26 protein-coding genes are annotated in these 22834 nt (G+C 65.4%); 8 read left to right on the top strand and 18 right to left on the bottom strand.

Features of this window, described 5'->3' with window-relative positions; genetic code table 11:
- Positions 1 to 124: 124 nt before the first annotated feature.
- Positions 125 to 1417, bottom strand: coding sequence for an MFS transporter (locus HNP47_RS14325; protein WP_221415149.1), 1293 nt, complete (start codon positions 1415 to 1417; stop codon positions 125 to 127).
- A 66-nt stretch (positions 1418 to 1483) separates the two neighbouring features.
- Here HNP47_RS14325 and dapE point away from each other — a divergent pair, with 66 nt between their 5' ends.
- A complete protein-coding gene (gene dapE / locus HNP47_RS14320; RefSeq protein WP_184280076.1) occupies positions 1484 to 2671 on the top strand; it encodes a succinyl-diaminopimelate desuccinylase in 1188 nt (395 codons plus the stop codon).
- A 1111-nt stretch (positions 2672 to 3782) separates the two neighbouring features.
- Here dapE and HNP47_RS14315 read toward each other — a convergent pair.
- Positions 3783 to 5084 (bottom strand): amidohydrolase, encoded by a 1302-nt coding sequence (locus HNP47_RS14315; protein WP_221415148.1) that lies wholly within the window; start codon positions 5082 to 5084, stop codon positions 3783 to 3785.
- A 90-nt stretch (positions 5085 to 5174) separates the two neighbouring features.
- Between HNP47_RS14315 and HNP47_RS14310 the strand changes: the two genes are divergently transcribed.
- Together HNP47_RS14310 and HNP47_RS14305 are read left to right on the top strand one after the other, a co-directional pair.
- Complete coding sequence (locus HNP47_RS14310) at positions 5175 to 5531, top strand: hypothetical protein (RefSeq protein WP_184280075.1); 357 nt, start codon at positions 5175 to 5177, stop codon at positions 5529 to 5531.
- A gap of 46 nt (positions 5532 to 5577) precedes the next feature.
- Positions 5578 to 6018, top strand: a complete 441-nt coding sequence (locus HNP47_RS14305; RefSeq protein ID WP_184280074.1) for an SRPBCC domain-containing protein — start codon at positions 5578 to 5580, stop codon at positions 6016 to 6018.
- Here the strand turns inward: HNP47_RS14305 and HNP47_RS14300 are convergent.
- From HNP47_RS14300 to HNP47_RS14260, 9 genes are all read right to left on the bottom strand, one after another.
- The gene (locus HNP47_RS14300) at positions 6015 to 6995 is read right to left on the bottom strand and encodes a type II secretion system F family protein (RefSeq protein ID WP_184280073.1); all 981 of its coding nucleotides are present in this window, start codon (positions 6993 to 6995) and stop codon (positions 6015 to 6017) included. The genes HNP47_RS14305 and HNP47_RS14300 overlap by 4 nt on opposite strands.
- 10 nt (positions 6996 to 7005) lie before the next feature.
- Entirely contained in the window at positions 7006 to 7983 is a 978-nt protein-coding gene (locus HNP47_RS14295; protein WP_184280072.1) for a type II secretion system F family protein, read from the bottom strand.
- Between the two features lie 4 nt (positions 7984 to 7987).
- Entirely contained in the window at positions 7988 to 9655 is a 1668-nt protein-coding gene (locus HNP47_RS14290; RefSeq protein WP_260394879.1) for a CpaF family protein, read from the bottom strand.
- 3 nt (positions 9656 to 9658) lie between these two features.
- Complete coding sequence (locus HNP47_RS14285) at positions 9659 to 11245, bottom strand: cellulose synthase operon protein YhjQ/BcsQ (protein ID WP_184280071.1); 1587 nt, start codon at positions 11243 to 11245, stop codon at positions 9659 to 9661.
- 2 nt (positions 11246 to 11247) lie between these two features.
- The gene (locus HNP47_RS14280; RefSeq protein ID WP_184280070.1) at positions 11248 to 11925 is read right to left on the bottom strand and encodes a CpaD family pilus assembly protein; all 678 of its coding nucleotides are present in this window, start codon (positions 11923 to 11925) and stop codon (positions 11248 to 11250) included.
- An 8-nt stretch (positions 11926 to 11933) separates the two neighbouring features.
- Entirely contained in the window at positions 11934 to 13574 is a 1641-nt protein-coding gene (locus HNP47_RS14275) for a type II and III secretion system protein family protein (RefSeq protein ID WP_184280069.1), read from the bottom strand.
- A gap of 11 nt (positions 13575 to 13585) precedes the next feature.
- A complete protein-coding gene (gene cpaB / locus HNP47_RS14270; protein ID WP_184280068.1) occupies positions 13586 to 14503 on the bottom strand; it encodes a Flp pilus assembly protein CpaB in 918 nt (305 codons plus the stop codon).
- A gap of 118 nt (positions 14504 to 14621) precedes the next feature.
- Positions 14622 to 15140, bottom strand: coding sequence for a prepilin peptidase (locus tag HNP47_RS14265; protein ID WP_184280067.1), 519 nt, complete (start codon positions 15138 to 15140; stop codon positions 14622 to 14624).
- A 105-nt stretch (positions 15141 to 15245) separates the two neighbouring features.
- Positions 15246 to 15425 (bottom strand): Flp family type IVb pilin, encoded by a 180-nt coding sequence (locus tag HNP47_RS14260; protein ID WP_184280066.1) that lies wholly within the window; start codon positions 15423 to 15425, stop codon positions 15246 to 15248.
- Between the two features lie 237 nt (positions 15426 to 15662).
- Here HNP47_RS14260 and HNP47_RS14255 point away from each other — a divergent pair, with 237 nt between their 5' ends.
- Genes HNP47_RS14255 through HNP47_RS14245 form a run of 3 tightly spaced genes read left to right on the top strand, consistent with a single transcriptional unit; the run spans position 15663 to position 17160 of the window.
- The gene (locus HNP47_RS14255; protein ID WP_184280065.1) at positions 15663 to 16067 is read left to right on the top strand and encodes a pilus assembly protein N-terminal domain-containing protein; all 405 of its coding nucleotides are present in this window, start codon (positions 15663 to 15665) and stop codon (positions 16065 to 16067) included.
- A gap of 8 nt (positions 16068 to 16075) precedes the next feature.
- Positions 16076 to 16615 (top strand): TadE/TadG family type IV pilus assembly protein, encoded by a 540-nt coding sequence (locus tag HNP47_RS14250; protein ID WP_184280064.1) that lies wholly within the window; start codon positions 16076 to 16078, stop codon positions 16613 to 16615.
- Between the two features lie 11 nt (positions 16616 to 16626).
- Positions 16627 to 17160: a TadE/TadG family type IV pilus assembly protein gene (locus HNP47_RS14245; protein ID WP_184280063.1), complete on the top strand. Its 534-nt coding sequence runs from the start codon at positions 16627 to 16629 to the stop codon at positions 17158 to 17160.
- Positions 17161 to 17163: 3 nt separating this feature from the next.
- Here the strand turns inward: HNP47_RS14245 and HNP47_RS14240 are convergent, their stop codons facing one another.
- From HNP47_RS14240 to HNP47_RS14210, 7 genes are all read right to left on the bottom strand, one after another.
- A complete protein-coding gene (locus tag HNP47_RS14240) occupies positions 17164 to 18471 on the bottom strand; it encodes an anthranilate synthase component I family protein (protein WP_184280062.1) in 1308 nt (435 codons plus the stop codon).
- The gene (locus tag HNP47_RS14235) at positions 18468 to 19262 is read right to left on the bottom strand and encodes a tyrosine-protein phosphatase (RefSeq protein WP_184280061.1); all 795 of its coding nucleotides are present in this window, start codon (positions 19260 to 19262) and stop codon (positions 18468 to 18470) included. The genes HNP47_RS14240 and HNP47_RS14235 overlap by 4 nt, the downstream gene beginning before the upstream one ends.
- A gap of 21 nt (positions 19263 to 19283) precedes the next feature.
- Positions 19284 to 19586, bottom strand: coding sequence for a transcriptional regulator (locus HNP47_RS14230; RefSeq protein ID WP_039243973.1), 303 nt, complete (start codon positions 19584 to 19586; stop codon positions 19284 to 19286).
- A gap of 2 nt (positions 19587 to 19588) precedes the next feature.
- Entirely contained in the window at positions 19589 to 20212 is a 624-nt protein-coding gene (locus HNP47_RS14225; protein ID WP_260394878.1) for a hypothetical protein, read from the bottom strand.
- Between the two features lie 140 nt (positions 20213 to 20352).
- Positions 20353 to 20532, bottom strand: coding sequence for a DUF1328 domain-containing protein (locus HNP47_RS14220; RefSeq protein ID WP_039243970.1), 180 nt, complete (start codon positions 20530 to 20532; stop codon positions 20353 to 20355).
- A 97-nt stretch (positions 20533 to 20629) separates the two neighbouring features.
- Positions 20630 to 21040, bottom strand: coding sequence for a hypothetical protein (locus tag HNP47_RS14215; RefSeq protein WP_184280059.1), 411 nt, complete (start codon positions 21038 to 21040; stop codon positions 20630 to 20632).
- Positions 21040 to 21384: a YqjD family protein gene (locus HNP47_RS14210; RefSeq protein ID WP_017506144.1), complete on the bottom strand. Its 345-nt coding sequence runs from the start codon at positions 21382 to 21384 to the stop codon at positions 21040 to 21042. The genes HNP47_RS14215 and HNP47_RS14210 overlap by 1 nt, the downstream gene beginning before the upstream one ends.
- A 137-nt stretch (positions 21385 to 21521) precedes the next feature.
- On the opposite strand from HNP47_RS14210, the gene HNP47_RS14205 reads away from it, so the two are divergent.
- Entirely contained in the window at positions 21522 to 22190 is a 669-nt protein-coding gene (locus HNP47_RS14205; RefSeq protein WP_184280058.1) for a fumarylacetoacetate hydrolase family protein, read from the top strand.
- Positions 22187 to 22822: a maleylacetoacetate isomerase gene (gene maiA / locus HNP47_RS14200; protein ID WP_184280057.1), complete on the top strand. Its 636-nt coding sequence runs from the start codon at positions 22187 to 22189 to the stop codon at positions 22820 to 22822. The genes HNP47_RS14205 and maiA overlap by 4 nt, the downstream gene beginning before the upstream one ends.
- The last annotated feature ends 12 nt before the right edge of the window (positions 22823 to 22834 follow it).

The following is a 22834-nucleotide window of genomic DNA, read 5'->3' as shown; positions in this document are numbered from 1 at the left end:
GCCAGGCAAGGCCGCACAGACTGGATTAGGCAGTTTGTTGCGGTTTCGCTCTGCCCTCCCCACCCGGCTTCGCCTGCGGCTCAGCCACCCTCCCCCGCAGGGGGAGGGAGAAGCCAGCAGATCGTCACGTCAGCTTGTCCGCCTTCCTCAGCCCCGGGAACATCGTCGCCCAGGCCCCGGTCGCGGCCAGGGCGCCGAACCCGCCGAACACCGCCGCGCCGACCGCGCCCAGCAGCCGGACCATGACGCCGGAATAGGCCTCGCCCAGTTCGTTGGAGGCGCCGATGAACAGCATCGACACCGACGACACCCGCCCGCGCATGTGATCGGGCGTGGCCAGCTGGATCAGGGTCTGGCGCACATTGACGCTGATCATGTCCGCCGCCCCGCCGATGAACAGGGCCAGGCCCGACAGCCAGACGATGCGCGACAGGCCGAAGGTGATGGTGCACAGGCCGAACACCGCCACCGCCGCGAACATCCAGCGCCCGCCGTTCTGGCGGATCGGATAGCGGCTCAGATAGATGGCCATGACCATGGCCCCCACGCCGAACGAGGCCCGCAACAGGCCGAACCCTTGCGGTCCGACATGCAGGATGTCGCGCGCGAAGATCGGCGTCAGCAGGGCCACGCCCGCCAGCAGCACCACCACCAGATCCAGCGAGATGGCGCCCAGCACGATCTTGGTCTTCCACACATAGGCCAGCCCCTCTTTCACCGAGTCGACCGGCGACAGTGGATTAGCCTGGGGCGCGGGCTTGCCGCTGGTGCGGATCAGGATGAAGGCGGCGACGGCCAGCAGGAACATGCCCAGCGACACCGCATAGGCCAGGGGCACGTTCACCCCCACAATCACCCCGCCCAGGGCCGGGCCGGCGATGGCCCCGGTCTGAAACGCGATGGACTGGGCCGCGATGGCCGGCGGCAGGGCCTTTCGCCCCACAACCATCGGCAGGAAGGCCTGGCTGGCCGGCGCCAAAAACGCCCGCGCCGCGCCGAACAGGGCCGCGACCGCCAACAGACCCCACAACGGCGGATTTCCATGCAAGGCCATGGCCAGAAACGACCCCGCACACGCCGCCTCGACCAGGATCGAGATCCACACCGTGCGCTTTCTGTCGCGCCGATCCGCCATCGCCCCGGCGGGCAGGGTGAAGGCCAGCAGCGGCAGGAACTGACACAACCCCACCAGCCCCAGATACAGGCTAGCCTCCTCGATCGGATGATCGCGCCGGGCGATCTCATAGACCTGCCACAACAGGGCCGACGACTGGATCTGGATCGCCAGCACCGCCACCACGCGGCCAAACCACAACAGGCGGAAGTCGCGAATGCCCCACGGACTGGAGGGCCCCTCTGGCGGAGACGGCGGAACGGGCGGGGCGGCGGGGCCGGTGTCGATGGATTCTGTGGTCAAGGTCTCGGCTTCAGCAGGAGCGCACCGTCTTCTCGCAGACGCGGATTATCCCTAAAGCATAGCCGCATGAGCCGCGCATCAACTCCCGTTATCGATCCTGTCGAACTGACCCGCGACCTGATCCGCATCCCCTCCGTCACCCCCGCCGACGAAGGGGCGATGGATGTGCTGGAACGGCATCTGACGGCGCTGGGCTTCACCTGCCGCCGCCTGGCCTTCGAGGGACCGGGCGGCGAGGGCGTCCATGCGCGGATAGAGAACCTGTACGCCCGACGCGGGACCGCCTCGCCCAACCTGTGTTTCGCCGGCCATACGGATGTGGTCCCGACCGGCCCGTCGGATCAGTGGTCGTCGCAACCCTTCAACGCCGAGGTCAAGGACGGCGTCCTATACGGTCGCGGCGCGGTGGACATGAAGGGCGGGATCGCCGCCTGGGTCGCCGCCGTGTCCCAGGTTATCGCAGACGGCGAACCCGCCGGCTCCCTCTCCTTCCTGATCACCGGCGACGAGGAAGGTCCGGCGCTGCACGGCACAAAACGGGTGGTCGAGGCCCTGGCCGCCGAGGGCGAGGTCATCGACGCCTGCGTCGTCGGCGAACCCTCGTCGTCGCAACAGCTGGGCGACATGATCAAGGTCGGTCGTCGCGGATCGCTGAACACCTGGATCACCGTCCACGGCAAACAGGGCCACGTCGCCTATCCGGAACGGGCGGCCAATCCGGCGCCCGTGATCGCCAAGCTGATGAGCCGGCTGAACGACCATGTGCTGGACGACGGCTATGAGGGTTTCCCCCCGTCCAACCTCGAAATCACCACCATCGACATCGGCAATCCGGCGACCAACATCATCCCGGCCGAGGCCAGGGCGCGGCTGAACATCCGCTTCAACCCCAGCCACACCGGCGACGCCCTGATCGACTGGCTGAACCGCGAGGCCGGCGCCATGCAGGCCGAGACCGGGCTTCAGATCACCCTGGAGCACCTGTGCTCGGGCGAGGCCTTCCTGACCGAGTCCGGCGTGTTCGTCGCGGCGGTGCAGGACGCCGTCGAGGCCGTCGCCGGCCGCCGCCCCGAGGCCTCGACCACCGGCGGCACCTCCGACGCCCGCTTCATCCGCGCCCTGTGCCCGGTGCTGGAACTGGGCCTGGTCGGCCAGACCATGCACCAGATCGACGAACGGGTGCCGGTGGGGGAGCTGGAGACACTGGCGGCGGTCTATCGCCGGGTGATCGAGACGGTGTTCGAACGGTTGTAAGCGCGGCCAAGGATACTCAGTCTAGCCCATTTGGCTCACCTCAAACCCGACCTGCCGATAAGTCTGACAAGGGTGGTTAGCAGACTTCGGCGTGCCCTTCTGACGCAGCATGACTAGGCGCTTCCGTCACACTTTTGCGGTATCGAATGACGGCCAGAGGGGATTAGGTAATGTTCAGTTCAGCCGCAGTCGCAATATTCTTAACGTCATGTCCGCTTCAGTACGAAGTGAATGGGACCGCTAATGTGCAGTTTTCTGCCAACTCAGTCGACCTACCCACAGCAGACCGGGCGCGCATTACTGAACTTCTAGCTCCCCTAGTCGGAAACCCATTGGCTGAGGTCGAGTTCGACTCATATTTCCCATACCGCAGCAGCGAAAGCAGCCCAGCCTATATCTTGGCCCAAAACCGGGCCAAGATATAGGCTGGGCAATCTATCGATTGAGACTGGAATGTCCCCGGACTTGGTGGCGAGCGGCATCTCGGCAGTCGGATGGAATTTCGAAGGCGATATAATCCGGGCTGCTCCCTACGCACCTGAGCAACTCGACCGCGCTGACGTGCGGTATCGTGTCAAAGCGGAGTGCCATCCGCTTACCCATCTGGCGCGAAGCTTAGACCCCTCCCGCAACAAGTAGCGCAGGCGCCAACATCTCCTAAGGGTCGATTTCAGTCCAGGGCTTCACGGCCCAGAGCGGAAGTACGTCTTCCGCCGGCAAGCGGTAGCGGTCGACGTGTGCTGGAAGTGGAAAGCGGACGTTTTGGCGATAAGATGATCACATGATGAACAGGAAGCGACGGCTGCTCCCTTTTTCAATATCTGTCGGCGTCATCGTACTGTCGATGGGCGGGTGGTTTGTGCAGCGAGAAGCCGCGTGCGCCAATCTTGCGGACCAGCGCCTCCCAAATGCCGACACCCAGGTTCGGCGAGGAGGGCTTGGCGTCTGTCGGGTATGCCGTGAAAACGGGGCTCTCTACGACATTGCTTTCGACCAATGCTCTGATGCTGACAGCATCTACGCGGGGCTCAGACTACCGTAATTCCCGGACGGGCGTACGACCGCAATGGGTCGGTTTGCGACATCGCCTCACACTGCAATCGCCCACTCCCTAACTCCGCTCCAAGAACCGCAACGCCGTCAGCACGTGCGTCTTCACCCCCAGCGGCAGGACCTTCTCGTTGGGTGAGAACTCCGGCGAATGATTGGGCGCGGAGGTCGCGGGGTCGACGCCGTCGGGACTGGCCCCGAGATGGTAGAAGACGCCGGGGATGACCTGCTGGAAATAGCTGAAGTCCTCGGCCACCGTGGTCGGGGGCGTGGCGGGGTTGACGTTCCCCTCGCCCGCCGCCTCGGTCAGGACCGGGGCCAGCCAGGCGGACAGGCCGGGGTCGTTGAAGACCAGGGCCGCGTTCTGTTTGACGCCGAACTCGGCGGTGGCGCCGTAGGCCTCGGCGACATGGTCGATGGCGGTCTCGGCGCGGGCGACCAGGGCGTCGCGCTGGGCCGTATCGAAGGTGCGCAGCGTGCCCGACAGCGTCGCGCTGTCGGGGATGATATTGTAACGGACGCCGGCGTTGATCGTGGCGATGGTGAAGACGGTCGGGGTCGTGGTCGGATCGACCGTGCGCGCCGTCAGGGTATTGACCGTCTCAACCACCTGACCCGCCACCGCGATCACATCGACCCCGCGCCAGGGCCAGGCGCCGTGCGTCTGCTTGCCCTTCAGGCGGATATCCACGCGGTCTGAGGCCGCCATGAAACCCTCGGGCCGGTAGAAGACGCTGCCCGGACGGCCCGGCACGACGTGCAGTCCGAAGATGGCCTCGGGCTTGGGATCGTTCAGCGCCCCTTCGGCGATCATCAGGGCCGCACCGCCCTTCGGCTCTCCCGGCGGCGCGCCCTCCTCGGCCGGCTGGAAGACGAAGACCACCGTGCCGGCGATCCGGTCCTTCATCCCCGCCAGCACCTCGGCCGCGCCCAACAGCATGGCCATATGCATGTCGTGGCCGCAGGCGTGGGCCACCGGCACAATATTGCCCATATAGGTTCCGGTCGCGCTCGAGGCGAAGTCGAGGCCCGTCGCCTCCTGCACCGGCAGGGCGTCCATGTCGGCGCGCAGGGCCACCGTCCGGCCCGGCCGTGCGCCGCGCAGCACGCCGATCACCCCCGTCTTGCCGACCCCGGTGCGCACCTCCAGCCCCAGCGATCGCATATGGTCGGCGATCACGCCGGCCGAGCGAGTCTCGGCGAAGCCCAGTTCAGGATGCTGGTGGAAGTCGCGCCGCCACGCGACGACCTCTGGCATGACGCGCTGCACGGCGGCGTCCACGCTGGCCGTATCAACCTGAGCCTGAGCGGCGCCGGCGGCAAGCAGCAGCGCCATTGTGGAGGCGGCGAACAATCGGCGCATGTGAAGATCCCGTGAAATTATCAGCCCGACGACAGGTGACGGCGCCGCACCCGCTTGTGCAAGCCGTCGCGAACGGCGATTTCTGTCCGCATGGGTGAGAAGGCCTTCAAGAGCGCAAAGACCGAATGGCGCGACGTCGTTTTGGTGTGCCGCAAATGTTCGAAAAAGCTGGATGGCGGCTTCGGCCCCGGCGGCGATCTGACGCTGAAGAAGGCGCTGCGCAAATATCTGCACCTGCAGAAGGGCAAACAGGGTCGCAAGGGCGAGCTGACGGTCGTCGGCGCCGACTGTTTCGACATCTGTCCCAAAGGCGCCGTCGTCGCCGTCAACACGGCCCAACCCAAGAAGCTGCTGATCATTCCCGCCGGCGCCGACCTGTTGGAGGTCAAGACGCGGCTGGCGCTGGACGACGGACGGCGGTTGAAGCGTATCGAAGCGGCCGACTGAGGCTCGGCGCCTTTCTTCCGGCGGCCAGCCGTGTCAGAGCGAAACCATGGATGACACTCGCATCGAAAAACGCGTCGGCGTTCAGGCGACCTCGGACCGCATCTGGGACTTGGTCGCGGACCTATCCGACTGGGGCGCCTGGAACCCGATCGACAAGGACGTCGAGGGCGCCATCGCCTATGGCGGCCGCCTGACCATGACCGAGGCGTGGCCCGACATGGCCGAACGCCAGGCGGCGGCCCAGGTGGTGGAATGGCAGCCGCGCGCGCGGCTGGTCTGGGCCGAACGGCGCGGCTTCCTGTTCCAGAGCCTGCGCTACATCCAGATCGAGGAGCTGGCGCCCGGCAACTGCATCGTCGCCATCGGCATCCGTTTTTCGGGCATTCGCGGCGAGCTGTTCCACGACAAGCACCGCCCGGCGATCAAGGCGGCGTTCGAAAGCGCCGCCGAGGGGCTGAAGGCGGCTGCGGAAACCGGGGCGGGTTAACCGCCGCCTTTCATCATGTCCATGACGTTCAGGATCGCCGGGCCCAGAATGACGACGAACAGCACCGGCAGGAAGAACAGGATCATCGGCACGGTCAGCTTGGCCGGCAGGGCCGCCGCCTTCTTCTCCGCAGCGGACATGCGCAGATCGCGATTTTCCTTGGCCATGACGCGCAGAGCGGTCGCCAGCGGCGTGCCATAGGTTTCGGCCTGGGTCATGGCGGTGGCCACCGACTTCACGCCCGGGTGGTTGGTGCGCTTGCCCAGGTTTTCATAGGCCATGCGACGGTCGGGCAGATAGGAAAGCTCGGCCGACAGCAGCGACAGCTCCTCGGCCAGATCAATCGACGACGGCCCCATTTCCTGACTAACCTTGGCGATCGCCGCCTCGATGGACATGCCGGCCTCGACGCAGATCAGCAGCAGGTCCAGCGCATCCGGAAACGCCTGCATGATCGAGGTGCGGCGCTTGTCGATGCGGTTCTTCAGATACAGGTTGGGCGCATAGAAGCCCGCGACCGCGGCCGCCATCGTCGCCGTCACCTTGTTCATCGTGGGCCAGTCCACGACCTTGAGGACGAACAGGTAGAAAGCCGCCACCACCATGAAGATGAAGGGCGATGCAAAGCGGAAGAAGTAGAAGGTCGTCAGTGGTCGCGGTCCGCGATAGCCGGCCTGGGCCATCTGCCCTGCGACCTTGGGATCTTCCAGCAGCTTGGACAGGTTCAGCTGATCCACGATCCGCTTCTTGAAGCCGTCATCGGTATGACGCAGCGCGCCCTGCCCGCCGGCCATGTTCGCGCGTGACCGGCGTTTCAGGTCGTCGCGGCGTTCCGCTACGGCCTTCATCCTCTTGTCCAGCGCAACCCCGCCCGTCATCGACGACATCAGGGTGATGATGGTGGCGAAGACCAGCACCCCCACGCCGATGCTGAGCAGATTTTGCGGATCGATGATGAAACGGATGAAGCTTTCCATGATCCCGGCCTCAGAACTTGAACGAGATCATGCGCTTCATCACGAAGATGCCGGTCGACATCAGGACGACCGCGATCAGCAGGAGGAAGTTGCCGCGGAAATCGGTGAACAGCGGCATCATGTAGCCAGGCGTCGTGAACATGACCATCGTCATGACCGCAGGCGGCAGGGAGGCGATGATGCCGGCTGAGGCCAAGGCTTCGGACGACAGCGCCTTGATCTTCTCGCCCATCATCCGGCGGGCGCGCAGCACGGCCGACAGATTGCCCAGCGCCTCGGCCAGGTTGCCGCCGGTCTTCTGCTGGATGGCGATGACGATGGTGAAGAAGCGCAGTTCGGACGTCGGCATCCGGCCGTACATCTTCTCCAGCGCCTGCTCCAGGGTCAGGCCCACGCCCAGGCCCTCGACCAGCTTCTGGAACTCCGGCCCAAGCGGCGCGGGGCTTTCGCGGGCGATGATCTTGAAACATTCGTGGACCGGCAGGCCCGACTTGATGCCGCGCACGATCACATCGACGGCGTTGGGAAACTCCAGCGAGAACTTCTTCATCCGCGATTTGCCGAGGAAGCCCACGACCCAACGCGGCAGTCCCAGACCGACGATCAGGGCGATGCCCAGCACCACCAGGATCGGCAAACCGAAGATCAGCGAGCCCAGCCCGGTCACCAGCCCGACCACGGCCGAGATGATATAGAAGGTGGTCACGCTCAGGCTCAGGCCGGCCTGTTTCAGGCGCGACGCCAGGGTGGTACGCGCCTTGCGCTCGCGCCGGTCGGCGTCCTGAAGTTGGAGCAGAATCTGTTTGCGGCGTGCCTCGGGGGTATTGGCGGCAGCAGCCTTGCGGGCAAGCGCCGCGCTCTTCTTGGGTTCGCCCAGGCTTTGGGCGCGTTTGACCGCCTGGGCCGAGGAATCGTCTCCACCGACGAAGACCCAACCCAGGCCGCCGATGGTGATGAAGGCCAGAACCGCGGCGAGAATCGGAAGCATCGTCCTACTCCGCCGCGTCCAGGGCGTCAGCCAGCTCGCGCTCCAGCCCGTAATAGCGCGCCCGGTCCCAGAAGCGGGGACGGGCGATGCCGGTCGAGCGGTGACGGCCGATGATCTTGCCGTTCTCGTCCTCGCCGGTGATGTCGTAGACGAACAGGTCCTGCGTCACGATCACATCGCCTTCCAGGCCCACGACCTCGGTGATGTGAGTGATGCGGCGCGAGCCGTCGCGCAGGCGGGCGGCCTGGATGATGACGTCGACCGAGCCGACGATCATCTCGCGGATCGTCTTGGACGGCAGGCCGTAGCCGCCCATGGTGATCATGGACTCCATCCGGCTGATGGCCTCGCGCGGACTGTTGGCGTGCAGCGTGCCCATGGAGCCGTCGTGGCCCGTGTTCATGGCCTGCAACAGGTCGAACGCCTCGGGTCCGCGCACCTCGCCGACGATGATCCGCTCGGGACGCATCCGCAGGCAGTTTTTGACCAGGTCCCGCATCGTGATCGTGCCCTGGCCTTCCAGGTTCGGCGGGCGGGTTTCCAGACGCACCACGTGCGGCTGCTGCAGTTGCAGTTCGGCGGCGTCCTCGCAGGTGATGACCCGCTCGGTCGGGTCGATGAAGGCCGTCAGGGTGTTCAGCAGGGTCGTCTTGCCCGAGCCGGTGCCGCCCGAGATGACCAGATTGCATCGCGACGCGCCGATGACGCCCAGCACCCGCGCGCCCTCGGGACTGATGGAGGCGTACTCCACCAGATTCTTCATCGTCAGCTTGTCTTTCTTGAACTTCCGGATCGTCAGCGTCGGGCCGTCGATGGCCAGCGGCGGAGCGATGACGTTGACGCGCGAGCCGTCCGGCAGACGGGCGTCGCAGATGGGGCTCGACTCGTCCACGCGGCGGCCGACCTGGCTCACGATCCGCTGGCAGATGTTCATCAGCTGGGTATTGTCGCGGAAACGGACATTGGTCAGCTGGACCTTACCCGCGACCTCGATGAAGACGCGGCCTGCGCCATTGACCATGATGTCGGCGATGTCGTCGCGGCTGAGCAGCGGCTCCAGCGGACCATAGCCCAGGACGTCGTTGACGATGTCCTGAACCAGATGCTCCTGTTCGGCGACCGACATGGAGACGTTCTTGATCGCCACCAGTTCGGCGACGATGTCGCGGATCTCTTCCGACGCGGCCTTCTGGTCCAGATGCGCCAGCTGGGCCAGGTCGATGGTGTTCATCAACGCATTGAAGATCGTCGTCTTCGTGGCGTGATAATAGTCGCTCTGTTCGCGGACGATCTCGGCGACCGCCTGGGCCTTTTTCAGCTGTTCAAGACCCGCCGTGGCCTTCGGACCCGTGCCGGCGACATTGCCGGTGGGACGCGGAGCCTCAGGGGCAGGCTTGGGCTTGGGACGCGAAGCCAGGGCGTCCAGACGATCGGCCGGCGCGGGCTGGGTCGGGGCAGACGCTCGGTCGAAGGCGTCAGCCGCCGGTTCCAGTTCCTCGTCGGCATAGGCAAAGGCAGATGCGTTGGTCGCCGCCGCCATCGGCGCGGCGGCCGCCTGCATGCTGAACACGGACACAGGTTCGCCGCCGGGCGCAGACGCCGCAGCGGGGGCCGGGGCCGGCCGCAGGGGCGCAGGGGCGGCGCCGGGCTGACCTGTGCGTTTGCCGAACATGCGTCAGCGCTTCTTGAACATATTAGCGAACAGCGATTTCGACGCCCCGTCCGCCGGCTTGGTCTTCTCCGCCTTGCCCGCCTTCGATGGCTTGGCCTTGGGTCCCGCCACCATCGGCAGTTCGCGCCGCGACACGATCTGGGCCAGGGTCTGGAAGGCTTCGGCCGACTTGGTCTTGGCCCCCGCGTCCAGGATCATCTGGCCGTTATTGGCGGCGGCGCCAAAAGTCTTGGCGTCGAACGGAATGATCAGGCTGGGATGCACGCCCAGCGCCGCACCGAAGTCCTTGGCCGGAATTTCCGGGCGTCCGGGCACGCCGACCTGGTTCAGCACCAGGCGCGGCGGCGCGTCATTGGGGCGGCCCTGACGGATCAGGTCGATCATGTTCTTGGCGTTGCGCAGGGACGCCAGATCCGGCGTCGCCACGACCACCACCTCGTCGGCGCTGATCAGGGTGCGGCGCATCCACGGCGACCAAAGGTGCGGAAGGTCCAACACGACGAAGGGCGCCGTGGCGCGGATCTGGTTGGTGACCTCCTCGAACGCCTCGGTCGAGATGTCCCAGTCCGTGTCCAGACTGGCGGGCGCGGCAAACAGGCTCAGCTTGTCGGTGCAGCGGACCATCATCCGGTCCAGCAGCGTCGAATCCAGCCGGTCGGGCTGGCCCAGTGCGTCTGCGACGCCGTTCAGCGGATCCTGATTGAAGTCCAGGCCGGCGGTGCCGAACGGCAGGTCGTAGTCGACGATGACGGTGTTGGCGCCGATCCGCTCGGAAATCGCATAGGCGGTGTTGTGCGCCACGGCCGAGGCCCCGGCCCCGCCCCGCGCGCCGACGAAGGCGATGGTGCGCCCGACAAAAGGCTGGGCCGGATCGTTGAACAGGCCGCCGATGGCCGCGATCAGCTGCAGGGGCTGCAAGGGCGCGACCAGATATTCACTGACCCCGCGTCGCATCAGTTCGCGGAACAGGATGATGTCGTTCGTCGCGCCGATCACAACGACCTTGGTGCCGGCGTCGCAGACTTCGGCCAGCTGATCGACTTCCCACAACAGCGTCTGGGGGTCTTTCAGGCACTCGACGATGATCAGCGGCGGCGTGGGCTCGTGCTGATAGGTCTCGACGGCCGCAGCGACGCCGCCGACACGGATCTGGGTCGTGGCGCGCGACAGGCGACGGTCCTGCGCCGCACGCTCGGCCGAAGCGAGGGTGTCCTGGCGTTCGGCGAAGACATGGATGGCGATGCGCGGCACCGACACTTCACCGATGTTGCTGGCCGGGACTAGACCGGTGAAGGCCAGACCCGTATCCATCAAGCTGGCCTGCGCCTGGGCGACCACGTCACCGACCGGATTGAAGCCGGCGGCGTCGGGCGTATAGGCCGGCGCGGCTGGGACTGGCGCCAGAGGCGCGGCCTGAAGCGGCGATTGCGGCGTCGGCGCCGCCGCGGCCGGCATCGCCGACGCCGCAGGCGTAAACTGAAGCGGGCTGCGCGGCGCGGTAACGTCGTCAACCGGAGGCGCGAACTCCATATCGACGTCGAACGCGTCGTCGAAGCTGTCGAACTCGCGGGGGGCGGGGGCTGTGCTCATGGTCAGTTCACCGCACGGGACACGGCGGTTTCCCGGATAAGGTCTTCACGCTCGGCCGACGTGGGCTTGCCGGCGCGATAGGCATCGAACACTACGGTCCGGCGCCCGGCGTCCGCCGGCGTCATGGCGCGTGGCCGCTGGATGTCGCGCGGATCTTCGATCTGGGCCGCCAGATTGGCCGTCACGGCGCATCCGAAGTTGGACGAGGACTGATTATCGCCCGTCCGGCTCAGATTGCCCCAGTTCGCGCCGCATCGCGGCACCGCCGCGCGAATTGTTTGATAGCCCACGACCACCGGCGCACGCGGATCCGGCGCGGCGTAGCTGACCAAGGTGATGCGGTCCGGCGCGACGCCGTAGGCCGTTAGCGTTGATTGGATGTCATAGGCGATCTTCAGGGCCACCGGATCGTTTCCGGCTGGGGCTTCGATCACCATCGGCACGGCGTCGACGTAGCGATAGCGCCTGACCAACTCTTGCAGCGCGCCGTTCTGCGCTGGCGACAAGCCGGTGTCGTGAACCGCGAGGGCGATCCGGTCCAAATCCGGCTCGACCTGAAGCTGATAGCGCGAGGTCGGCGTCAGCGGCGGCTCGCCGCCCAGGCTGGCGGGGCCGCCGACACAGGCGCCCAGCGCCAGGGCCGTGGTCGTCAGAAGCGTGGCAATCAGGGTGCGAGTCATGGATGTGCTCACTCGATCACATAGCCGACCGAACCGGCCGGGGGCGCATTCGGCAGCCCATAGACCTGGTTCAACTGGCCAAAGAAGATGGTCTGACTGTCGCTGGCCATGCGCAGGCCGTCCGCCGGCGTCTGCATCCGATCGGGCGACGTCGGGCTGACGATATAGGGCTCGACGATGACCACGAGTTCGGTCTCGCCCATCAGATAGTCGCGCGAGCGGAACAGGGATCCCAACACCGGCAGGTTGGTGACACCCGGCAAAGAGTCCACCGTCTGGCGCGTGGTTTCCTGAAGCAGGCCTGCGATCATCATCGAGCCGCCCGATGGCAGCTCCACGGTGTTCTCGCTGCGCCGGACCGTCAGACCCGGCAGAGTGATGGACGAGGGGGTACCGGCGCCGATGGTGAAGCCACCCTGCGCCGTCAGTTCTGAAACCTCGACCTTCACCTGCAAGGAGATGCGACCGCCGGACATGACCACCGGTCGGAAGGCCAGGCCCACGCCATAGGGCTTGTAGATGACGGTGATGTTGCCATCCCGGTCACGTCCCGTTGGCAGCGGAAACTCGCCGCCGGCCAGGAAGTTCGCCGCTTCGCCATTCACAGACGTCAGGTTGGGTTCGGCCAGCGTCCGAGCCAATCCCACGCGTTCGAAGGCCTCAAGACAGCCGCTCGCATTCGTGCCCGTCAGCGTTTGGAAGGCGGTCGACGCAATGTTGGAGATGGCGTTAGTGATCGTGTTGCTAGAGCCAGAGGACACGGTCGATTGACCGATAGCTGTGGCGGGAATCTGGACAACGTTACCATTGATATCTGTCACGGTGACGGTCGAGGGGAAGGAGCCGCTCGTCGCCTGTTGCCCGGTGGCCGACGCCCCGCCGGAACTGGTCTGGCTGGTGCTGCTGTTCGAGTTCGACACGTTCGTGGTCCGGCCGCCATTTTGACCGTAGCACAGACCCGTTCCGCCGGCCGCCGATCCGTTGACGCCATAGGTATTGGGGCGGCTGAAGCCATACGAATGGATGCCCGCCCCCTTTAAAATGTCGGAGCTGAAGCCAAGCTGTTTCAGCGCATTGCGTTGCACCTCCACCACGCGCACCCGCAGCGTCACCTGGTCGGAACCGGCGACGCTGATCATGTTGATCACCTTCTCCGGCGCAGAGACAAAGGCGGCGGCGACGCGCGCGGCCTGAGCCGCCTGGGCGGGATTATCCGCAACGCCGGTTAAGATGACGCTGTCATTGACGGCTTCCGCGTGGATTTGCCCTCCCGGAGCGATGCGGCTCAGCGTGTCCTGAAGCGCGCTGGTGCCGGCGTCCACCCGAACCCGCAGGCTCAGGATGGTGCGGCCCGCCGCATCCAGGAAGACGGCGTCGGTCTCACCCGGCGCGATGCCGATGACGGTGATGCGGCGCGGCGAGTGCAGCATGGCTTCGGCCACCTGCGGATTGGAGACGATGACGTCGCGGGCGTCGGCCGGCAGATCCACCGCGAACGAGGTGCCGCGCGGCAGGTTGATCAGACGCTGCGCCGCACCCGTCGATACAGCGGCGCGGGTTTGGGCGACGCCGGCAGGCGCGGCGGCCAGGGTGGCGAGCAGCGCGCAGGTTGCGGCGGCGGCGGCCTTGCGCATCTTGGGTCGGCGCATCGGTTGAGTCCTCATGGCACGGCCACCACTTCAGGCGCGCCGCCGCGATAGATGCGCACGGCCTGGGGTTGGGAAACGGCCGCGACAGGGCGGCGCGTGGCGCCAGATGGTCCGGCGGTGTCGGCATAGGATCGCAGCGACAGCGACAGTTCGCCCTCGGACTTGGCCTGGGCCAGCAGAACCGATTCCTGCGGCCGCACTTCCAGGGTCGCAGTGGCGCCGACCACCGCCTGGGCGTCGTCGCCGACGCGGGTCGCCTGGTCAATGGCCAGGACCTTGATGTTCTGCAGCACGACGCCCGAGGCGAACTTGGATTTGGTCGCGCCCTCGACGGCGCCGTCGCGGTTGGTTTCGGCGGTCAGCACCACATCGACGCGGTCGCCCGGCAGGATGAACCCGCCGGCCGCGGATTCGACCGTCACGGCGATGGCCATGGCCCGCATGCCCGGCTCCAAATAGGCGGCCAGATAACCGCTGTCGCCGGCGCGCACGATCTTGCGCGACACGATCGGCTCGCCAGCCAGAATAGGTTCACGGACCACGGAGCCGATGTAGTCGGACTTGGCGCCGGTCGTGGCCAGCTCCGTCGCCGCCTTGGCGACGCGGTTCACGGCGTCCGTCGCCTTCGCGGTCGCGCTTTCCGCAGCGGGCTTGGCGGGAACCGGCGTGGAGCCGTCGGTGATGAAGACGGGATTGACCTCGTCTACGGGCCAATCTTTCCATTCCAGATCAGCCTCCACCAGACGCTTACCGGGTTCCAGATCCTTGGCGGCGACCAGAACCTTGGCCATCGGACGGACTTCGACGGGAGCGGCGGCGGCAGGTGTCGTGGGTTCGTTCGACGACGAGCCCATGGCTCGGACCACCAGGGCCAGACCGATGGCCGAGACGGCGGCGATGCAGATGACGACGATGCGGGCGGGCTTCATCCAGAATGTCTCCAGCAGGCGCCGTGTTTCGGATTCATCCCCCGACGCCTACCGTTAACGATCATGGGCCTTGCGGGTTAACGCTTCCTAAGCGCCGCGAACGCCGGTCAACGGGGCGTCAGCGCCCCGAGGCGAACGTCAGCAGCAGCCCGCTCTCAGGCAAGGCCAGCAGGGCGCCGATGGCGATGGCGACGCCGTAAGGAATATCGCCCTTGGGCTGCATCAGATTGATGACCCAGCCTTGCGACACCGAAGGCGCGACCATCGGAAAATACTGACGCGCAGTCATCAGCAGCAGGCAGAAGGCGCCGCCCGCGATGCCGGTGTAGATCAAAAAGGGCGCGACGCCGCTCATCCCCATCCAGAGACAACTGGCGGCCAGCAGCTTGGCGTCGCCTCCGCCGATCCAGCCGGCGGCGAACATGCCCATGCCGACCAGCAGGGCCGCAAACCCGATGCCGACATGGATGGCGACATCCATCGGCGCGGCGCCGATCAGAAAGGCGATAGGGAAGAAGGCGCCGATCAGGGCCAGCGAGATCCAGTTCGGGATCTTCATCGTGAGCAGGTCGTGCAGGCCCCCGACGATGACAAGGGCCGGAAAGACGCCGAGCAGGGTGAGCAGCAGAATGTCCATGACCGACATGTTGTGCGACAGGACTTAATGTTGAGTTTCGACCACAGAAAAGGGCCGGAGCTTTTCAGCCCCGGCCCCATTCTCACGACTTTGAACGTCTGACGATTAGCCGGCGTTCGCCGTATCAAGCTCAGTGCTGACCTTCGTGAAGGTGTTTTTCAGGCTGCCGCTCATGGTGCCAAGCACGGTGATAAGGGCGACGGCGATCAGAGCAGCGATCAGGCCGTATTCGATGGCGGTGGCGCCCGATTCGTCTTTGGCGAAGCGCGAGATGAACTTGGTCATGGGTAGGTCCTTTTTCAAATGGTCTAGCGAGCAACTTGGCGGGGGGAGCCGGTAGCCCGCTTGACCCCCAAACGCAGGATCAAAATGCACGAGGCCCGTTAAATCTGAGTCACGAGGTTTGGTTACGCGCAGATTTACCAAAGAAAATTCTCATATCCCTGCTTCAGCCTTTGTTGAGGATCACGGCTGCATCATGCGCGCGTCCGCGTTTGCACGCGCCACTATCCAGAGCCGCCGATGTCTCGCATCCCGTCCTTCCTGATCGCCGCCGCCCTCATCGTCGCCCCCGTCGTCGCCAGCGCCCAAGATGGCGCGCTGAACGTTGAGATCGATCGCTCGGCGCGCGTTCAGCTTCGCGGCGCCGCCGCTTCCATCATCGTCGGCAACCCCCAGATCGCCGATGTGTCGCTGGTCGACGCCAACACCATGTTCATCGTCGGCAAGGGCTATGGTGTTACGGAAGTCGTCGCGGTCGACGGCGTAGGCCGCACTCTCTTCCAACGCGAGATCGTTGTGACCGGCGGCTCTACCGGTTCGGTTCGGGTCTGGCGCGGCGCCCAGGCAACGGAGATGGCCTGCGGCGCCTCTTGCACGCCCAGCGTCCGATCCTCCTCGCCATCCGCTGCGCCTTCAGCTCCCTGACTTCAACCATGCGCGCTCGGAGATCATTGAAGTCGCGTTCCAGCCTCGTCAGGCGGAGGCGAGAAGGGTCGGCCGCCGTCGAATTCGCGATGGTCGCCATCCCCTTCTTCCTGATGATCTTTTCGATCCTGGAGTTGGGCGTCGTATTTGTACTGGATTCAGTGCTTGAAACGGCGACCATGGATAGCGGACGTCTCATTCGCACCGGCCAGGCCCATGCGCAGGGTTTCGACAAGACCAAATTCAAAGCTCAGGTCTGCTCGAAGATGGTCGTGTTCAAATCCGACTGTGACAGTCGAATGACCGTGGACGTGAGAGTTATTCCCAAGTTCAGCGCGCCGGCTGTCGAGGATCCGATCACCAACAACGCCATGGATGACAAAAAGACCATCTACAATGGCGGCAAGGCTGGTGATCTGATTCTGGTTCGCATCTGGTATGCACACCCTCTCGCTACGCCTCTTCTAAGCCAGGCGGTATCTCGGATCGGAACAGGAAAGGTCTTGCTGAGTGCGACGACCGTCTTCCGCAATGAACCGTGGCAATGACGCGATTGCGCATGCCCTCATTCATTCGATCGTACGGACGCGACACCCGCGGCATCGCCGCAGTGGAATTCGCATTCCTCGCGCCGATCCTGATCTTGTTCTATTTCAGCATGGTGGAGTTTTGTCAGGGCTATATGGCGCTGAAAAGAACGGGCCACGTCGCCGCTATGGTGGCGGACCTGGTATCCCAAAGCGACAGCACAAACAAAACCGACCTGTCCGACGTGTTTGCGATCGGCGATTTGATCATGGCGCCGTTTTCTTCGTCTTCATTGACCCAACGCGTCAGCAGCGTCACGCGTGTAAATGCGACGACCTACAAGGTGGACTGGAGTGTTGGAAAAGGGATCACGTCAAAACTGACGGTCGCACAGGCCAAGGTCCCTTCAGATATGTTGGCCAACGGTGAGTCGGTGATCGTCGCCGAAGCGTTTTATGACTACACATCGCCATTCGACCGAGTCGCGCCCTATGTGACCAAGTTCAATCGCATGGCCTATCTGCGTCCGCGCACCGTCGAAACGATCCCTTGCAGCGGTTGCTGATCCTTACATCCCGACCAGCGCCTGCCGCATCGCTGAAATCTTGACGTCCGTTTCGGCCTCCTCGGCGGCCGGATCGCTGTCCGCGACGATGCCGGCGCCGGCGAGGGTGCGATAGCGCCAGACGTCGTTCTCCAGCTCGAAACCGGCCGTGCGGATGAGAACAGAGGCGGTCATTGCGCCGTCACCGCCGATGAGGAACAACGACCCGCACCAGGGTCCGCGCGGCGGCTCGTGCGCGGCGATCACTTTCATAGCCTGATGCTTAGGCGCGCCGGTGATCGAACCCGGCGGAAAGGTCGCCTCCAGCAACTCGCCTGGACCGACCGCGGGCTTGGCTTCGCCCGTCACGGTCGAGACCAGATGATGCACCGTCGGATGATGTTCGACCTCGAACAGCGTTTGGACTTGAACCGATCCGGGCTGTGACACGCGCGCCAGATCGTTGCGCATCAGATCCACGATCATCAGATTTTCCGCCCGATCTTTAAGGCTGGCCCGAAGCTCTGTCGCCAGAGCCTGGTCCTGATCGGGGTCGTCCGCCCGCGGTCGAGTGCCCTTGATCGGGCGCGCCTCGATGCGGCGGCTGGCGGGATCGCAGGCGAGGAACAGTTCGGGGGAGTTCGACACCAGCGCTCGATCCCCGACCCGCCAATAGGCCCCGAACGGCGACGCCCGCTCCTTTTGCAGCCGCAGGAAGACCTCGAACGGATCGCGGCCAGGCTTCAGCTCGCCGGACCAGGCCCGGGCGATATTGGCCTGGAACAGTTCCCCCGCCCCGATGCGCTCCACCACATCCGCGACCGCGTCGCGGTAGGCGCTCGCCGGCGCCTCGGCCTCGAACCGATCGGCCGGCACGGAGGGGGTCACGACCGGTGCGGCCTTGCCTAGCCAAGTCAGGGCGCGCTCGGCCGCCGCTGTGGCCTGCTCCGCCGTCGCACCTCTTCCCGTGGCGCACACCGAGCGTTCAAGATGATCGAAGCTCAGCATGGCGGGATAGCGCGCCAGCATCAGATCGGGCCAGACCGTCTTGCGCGGTCCGGTGGCCGGCCGGGCGCCTGCGTCATAGGCGGCCAGACCCACCACCCCGGCGGCGAACACCGGATCCCGCAGCGCCTCGAACGGCGCGGCGTCATCCACCGGGCCGACCCGCACGACGTCCGGCGCCTGGGCGACGTGGGACCAGCGGCCGCCCGGCCCGCCGTCCGACAGCAGGGATAACGCGCCGTCGCCGCCGCCGAGACCCGCCGCCACGGCGACCGGATCGACCCAAGGCGCGTCGCGCGTGACGGTGTGGCTGAAAACCTCGCTCACGCGGTCAGCCGCTCCACGATCCGATCACGCCGCGTCGCATCGACGCCCAGCGCCTCCTTCAGATAGGCGTCCACCGATCCGTGCCGCGCCTCGACCTCGGCAAGGGCGGCTTCCAGATAGGCGGCCTCGACGCCCAGGAAGGCCACGATCGCGTCGTCCGAGGCCACCCGACCCGTCATCTTGTGCAGCTGTTTGGCGATGCCGGGCGCTCGGCCCGCCAGATCGACGGCGGTGTTGGTCAGCAGATAGTCCTCGACCATATCGTCGCGCGACACGCCCAGCAGGTGGTGGGTCAGGGCGGCGAGAAAACCCGTCCGGTCCTTGCCCGCCGCGCAATGGATCACCACCGCCCGATTTCGAGAAGTTTCGTCATGATCCGCTAGGGCTTGGAAATAGCGGCCGAACACGTCCTGATGCGAGGAGTCGAACGGCAGGGCGCGATAGGTCTGGGTCATGAAGCGCCGGCCCGAGTCCGGCGTCAGGTCGGCGGTCTTCAGAAAGGTGATGTGCGGCGCCTCGGCCCCGTCGTCCACGCCGCCTTCGATGATCTGCCAGCTGAAGCCTTCAGGCCGACGCGACGGCTGGTCGCGGCGCTCGCTGGGTCGGCGCAGATCGACCACGGCCCCGATGTCAAACGCCTCCAGCCGCTCCAGGTCCGCCTCGCTGGCGCGAGCGTGGTGGGCCGAACGCAACAAACGGCCGGGCTTCACGCGCCGCCCGGCCACCGTGGCGTAGTCGCCGTAGTCCCGAAAGTTGTCGATGGCCTCGAAGGCGTGAAGGCGCTCGGTCATGACCGCGTTTCTAGCCTATGTTCACCGCTCTGGCAGCAGGCCAGCCATCGCATCCAGATAGGCGACGAAGGCGTCGCGTCCCTGATCGGTCAGACTGGCCTCCGTCAGCGGCTTGCGACCGTTGAAACTCTTGGAGACGGCGACAAACCCCGCCTCTTCCAGCTTTCGCAGATGGACCGAAAGATTGCCGTCCGTGGTCTGCAACCGGGTCTTCAGGGTGGTGAAGTCGGCCGACCCGGCCCCCGACAGATAGGCCATGATCCCCAGCCGGATGCGCCCATGAATGACGTCGTCGATCCGGCTGATGTCGAAGTCGTCGGCCATGCTCAGACCACCTCCGACGGTTCCTGACGCATCAGGATGATCCCTGGGATCAGGGCGATAGCGACGAGGACAATCGTGAAGACCAGATAGATCATGGGGCTGTCGATGAACCAAGCCACGGCAACCGCGCCGGCATAGGCCGCAATGGCCGTGAACGACATCCAGCGCGTTTTGGTCATCGCTGCGCCGATCATCCAGGCTGAGCCATAAGCAACCAGCACCGTCGTCGGCATCACCGCCATCCACGACCAGTTTCCGGTCTTCACCGACAAGGCGACCAGCGCCACCCAGGTTACGAAGATTCCGTAGCCTACGCCGGACCAAGCCGCTCCCACTGCCTTGTTTCCCGCTGAGTTGATGCCGGGCTTTCCCTTCATACGCCCAATCAAGAGGCTCAGGGCGACTGCGAAGACGACGCCTGCGCCGATCCACAACCACAACTGAGCCCACGGATTCACTTGAACGGCGCCCGATTGAATCGCCCACTGCCCGAGACTAGCGCCGCCGAAAACCACGGCCGCGGCTATAAGGATCGGGCCGGCCAGAAGGGGGGCATGCCGCCCCTCGTGCGCCAAGCTGCGCATATAGGCGATGTCGTCCTGAATGGCTTGGGTCTCGCGGGTCATGATGCTCTCCTCCTCGAACCGATGAGACAACATCACTCAATTGCTTTGCGTTGTAAAGTTCTTTCTTGTTGAGCCACGCAACGCATGAAAAAGGGGCGATGCCTTCGGCTCCGCCCCTCGTTCGACTTGGTGTCTTCAGCCTATAGTCGTGGCGCGCCGCGTCCACGCAGTCCGCCGGCCACCAGGGCGATGACGAACAAGATGATGGCCACAACGGCGACGAACTTGGCGATCTCGAACGAGAAGTTCGCAATGCCGCCAAAGCCAAGAACAGCCGCGACCAGGGCCACGACGAGGAAGATAATTGCCCAGCGCATCATGGGGTTAGCTCTCCTAGGTTGATGTTGCCGTCGGCGACCCGGGAGCCGTTCGTCGGTCTGCATCATCAACGCCAGGGTCGCCCGGCCGTTCCATCGCCTATCGACGGCGACGACGCGAATAGCCGCCCTGATCCATCTTGCGATCCGCAACCATGCTGGCGACGATCGCCGCCAGAGCCGGGTTGCGCAGCAGCAGGAAGGCGGCGCCCAGACCGCCCACGGCGCCCACGACCGGACGCTCGCGCACGATATGGATGATCTTGCCCAGCAGGCCCTCAGGCTCATCTTCCTCTTCCGCGTCGTCGTGCTTGTCACCCTTCAGGAAGACGAGTGTCACGATCAGGGCGACCAGGGCGAACAGACCAAAGGTCACGGCGGCCGCGCCGAGCGGCGTCAGCGTCAAGCTGAGCGCATAGAAGATCGCGACGCCCAAGAAGACGACGGCCAGGAACGCACTGGCGGCGACGACAGCCGTCGCCACCAGTTTTTTGACGATGCCCTTGAACATCAGCGACGGCGGCCGGCCAGCAGCATGCCAAGGATGACGCCGACGCCGAGCGCCACGGCGGTCGATTGCAGCGGACGCTCCTGCACGCGCTCGACGACATAGCGTTGCGCCTCGTCGAAGCGTTCGGCAGCGTCGTCATAATATTCGCGACCCTTCACGCGGGCTTCGTCGTAATAGCTGCGAGCCTGCTCGCGAACTTCATCGCTCTTGGCGCGCAGCTTGGCTTCAGCCTCGGCGGCCTTGTCGCGCAGCCGTTGAGTCTCTTCGCGGGCGCCGGTCTTCAGATCCTCCTTGAGGGTCTTCAGGTCGGCCTTGATATCTTCTCGGGCCTTGGTGGTGGCCATGGTGCGCGCTCCGTTGAAAGCTTGGCGGTAGAATAGAGAACCCCGTGTTGCAACGCCACATGCGCAACGAGGTTCCTTTAGTTGGGTCGGGCGTGCGCCTCTCGCCACGGGCTTTTCGCCGCACTAGAACGGTCGCTATGACCCAATGGCTGTTCGCGCCCCGCCCCGCCCCGTCCTTGCCGATCGTCGGATCGGACCAGCGGTTTCCCGTTCGCCGCATCCTGTGCGTGGGCCAGAACTACGCCGCCCATGCGCGCGAAATGGGATCGGACCCCGACAAGCAGACGCCCTTCTTTTTCACCAAGCCGGGCGACGCCATCGTCTCGGACGGCGCAAACCCGTCCTATCCGTCGGCGACCGCAAACCTGCACTACGAGGCCGAACTGGTCGCTGCGATCGGGCCGGATGAGGACGGCGGGGTCGCGATCGTCGGCTGGGCCGTCGGCTGCGACCTGACCCGCCGTGATCTTCAGGCCGAGGCCAAGAAGGCCGGCCGGCCCTGGGACGCCGCCAAGGGGTTCGATCAGTCCGCGCCCTGCGGGCCCATCACCCTGGGCGACCTGCCTTCGCCCGACGGCGCCATCCGCCTGAGCGTCAATGGCGAAACCAGACAAGACAGCGTGCTGAACGACATGATCCTGAACCCCGACCGGATCGTCGCGGCCGCCGCCGCCCTGTGGTCGCTGCAACCCGGGGACCTGATCTTCACCGGCACCCCGTCCGGCGTCGGCCCTGTCAAGCCAGGCGACCGCGTCGTCGTCACCATCGACGGTCTGGAGACGCTCGGCTTCGAGATGCAGCCATGATCCTGCACGGCTACTGGCGCTCGGGCGCCAGCTACCGGGTCCGCATCGCCCTGAACCTGAAAGGGCTGGCCTACGACAACGCCGCTCACGACCTGCGCAAGGGCGAACAGAAGACGCCCGACTATGTGGCGCTGAACCCGCAGGGCATGGTCCCCGCCCTTCAGGACGGCGATATGGTCCTGACCCAGAGCCCGGCCATTCTGGAATGGCTGGAGGAAACCCACCCCGAACCGGCCCTGCTGCCGAAGGAGGCAAACGACCGGGCGACCGTGCGCGCCATGGCCGCGCTGATCGGCTGCGACATTCATCCGCTGAACAATCTGCGCGTGTTGAAGGCCATACGGTCTGAATTCAACGCCGATCAGGCCGCTGTGGACGCTTGGGCCGCAGGGTGGATCGCGCCGGGCTTCGACGCGCTGGAGGCTCTGGTCGCCCGCCACGGCGCCGGCTGGAGCTTCGGCGATGCCCCGACCGTGGTGGATTGCTATCTGATTCCACAGATGTATTCGGCGCGGCGCTTCAACATGGACCTGTCGCCCTGGCCGCGCCTGCTGGCGGTCGAACAGGCCGCCCTGGCCCACCCCGCCTTCGCCTCGGCCCACCCGGACTTGCAGCCTGACGCCGACGCCTGATTTTCGCCTCAG

It is taken from the genome of Brevundimonas vesicularis, assembly GCF_014204545.1.
GTDB lineage: Bacteria > Pseudomonadota > Alphaproteobacteria > Caulobacterales > Caulobacteraceae > Brevundimonas > Brevundimonas vesicularis_B.
Note: the sequence above shows the minus strand (reverse complement) of the source record. Positions and strands in the feature narration are given on the sequence as shown.

Bases quoted from the DNA above. Each gene is read 5' to 3' on its own strand.
- HNP47_RS14315 (WP_221415148.1), bottom strand. From the start codon at position 5,084: ATGCGCCGATTGTTCGCCGCCTCCACAATGGCGCTGCTGCTTGCCGCC.
- HNP47_RS14285 (WP_184280071.1), bottom strand. From the start codon at position 11,245: ATGAGCACAGCCCCCGCCCCCCGCGAGTTCGACAGCTTCGACGACGCG.
- HNP47_RS14205 (WP_184280058.1), top strand. From the start codon at position 21,522: ATGACCCAATGGCTGTTCGCGCCCCGCCCCGCCCCGTCCTTGCCGATC.
- HNP47_RS14295 (WP_184280072.1), bottom strand. From the start codon at position 7,983: ATGCTTCCGATTCTCGCCGCGGTTCTGGCCTTCATCACCATCGGCGGC.
- HNP47_RS14290 (WP_260394879.1), bottom strand. From the start codon at position 9,655: ATGTTCGGCAAACGCACAGGTCAGCCCGGCGCCGCCCCTGCGCCCCTG.
- HNP47_RS14305 (WP_184280074.1), top strand. From the start codon at position 5,578: ATGGATGACACTCGCATCGAAAAACGCGTCGGCGTTCAGGCGACCTCG.
- HNP47_RS14245 (WP_184280063.1), top strand. From the start codon at position 16,627: ATGCCCTCATTCATTCGATCGTACGGACGCGACACCCGCGGCATCGCC.
- HNP47_RS14250 (WP_184280064.1), top strand. From the start codon at position 16,076: ATGCGCGCTCGGAGATCATTGAAGTCGCGTTCCAGCCTCGTCAGGCGG.
- dapE (WP_184280076.1), top strand. From the start codon at position 1,484: ATGAGCCGCGCATCAACTCCCGTTATCGATCCTGTCGAACTGACCCGC.
- HNP47_RS14215 (WP_184280059.1), bottom strand. From the start codon at position 21,040: ATGTTCAAGGGCATCGTCAAAAAACTGGTGGCGACGGCTGTCGTCGCC.
- HNP47_RS14260 (WP_184280066.1), bottom strand. From the start codon at position 15,425: ATGACCAAGTTCATCTCGCGCTTCGCCAAAGACGAATCGGGCGCCACC.
- HNP47_RS14225 (WP_260394878.1), bottom strand. From the start codon at position 20,212: ATGACCCGCGAGACCCAAGCCATTCAGGACGACATCGCCTATATGCGC.
- HNP47_RS14300 (WP_184280073.1), bottom strand. From the start codon at position 6,995: ATGGAAAGCTTCATCCGTTTCATCATCGATCCGCAAAATCTGCTCAGC.
- cpaB (WP_184280068.1), bottom strand. From the start codon at position 14,503: ATGAAGCCCGCCCGCATCGTCGTCATCTGCATCGCCGCCGTCTCGGCC.
- HNP47_RS14310 (WP_184280075.1), top strand. From the start codon at position 5,175: ATGGGTGAGAAGGCCTTCAAGAGCGCAAAGACCGAATGGCGCGACGTC.
- HNP47_RS14275 (WP_184280069.1), bottom strand. From the start codon at position 13,574: ATGCGCCGACCCAAGATGCGCAAGGCCGCCGCCGCCGCAACCTGCGCG.
- HNP47_RS14220 (WP_039243970.1), bottom strand. From the start codon at position 20,532: ATGATGCGCTGGGCAATTATCTTCCTCGTCGTGGCCCTGGTCGCGGCT.
- HNP47_RS14235 (WP_184280061.1), bottom strand. From the start codon at position 19,262: ATGACCGAGCGCCTTCACGCCTTCGAGGCCATCGACAACTTTCGGGAC.
- HNP47_RS14230 (WP_039243973.1), bottom strand. From the start codon at position 19,586: ATGGCCGACGACTTCGACATCAGCCGGATCGACGACGTCATTCATGGG.
- HNP47_RS14210 (WP_017506144.1), bottom strand. From the start codon at position 21,384: ATGGCCACCACCAAGGCCCGAGAAGATATCAAGGCCGACCTGAAGACC.
- HNP47_RS14280 (WP_184280070.1), bottom strand. From the start codon at position 11,925: ATGACTCGCACCCTGATTGCCACGCTTCTGACGACCACGGCCCTGGCG.
- HNP47_RS14255 (WP_184280065.1), top strand. From the start codon at position 15,663: ATGTCTCGCATCCCGTCCTTCCTGATCGCCGCCGCCCTCATCGTCGCC.
- HNP47_RS14265 (WP_184280067.1), bottom strand. From the start codon at position 15,140: ATGGACATTCTGCTGCTCACCCTGCTCGGCGTCTTTCCGGCCCTTGTC.
- maiA (WP_184280057.1), top strand. From the start codon at position 22,187: ATGATCCTGCACGGCTACTGGCGCTCGGGCGCCAGCTACCGGGTCCGC.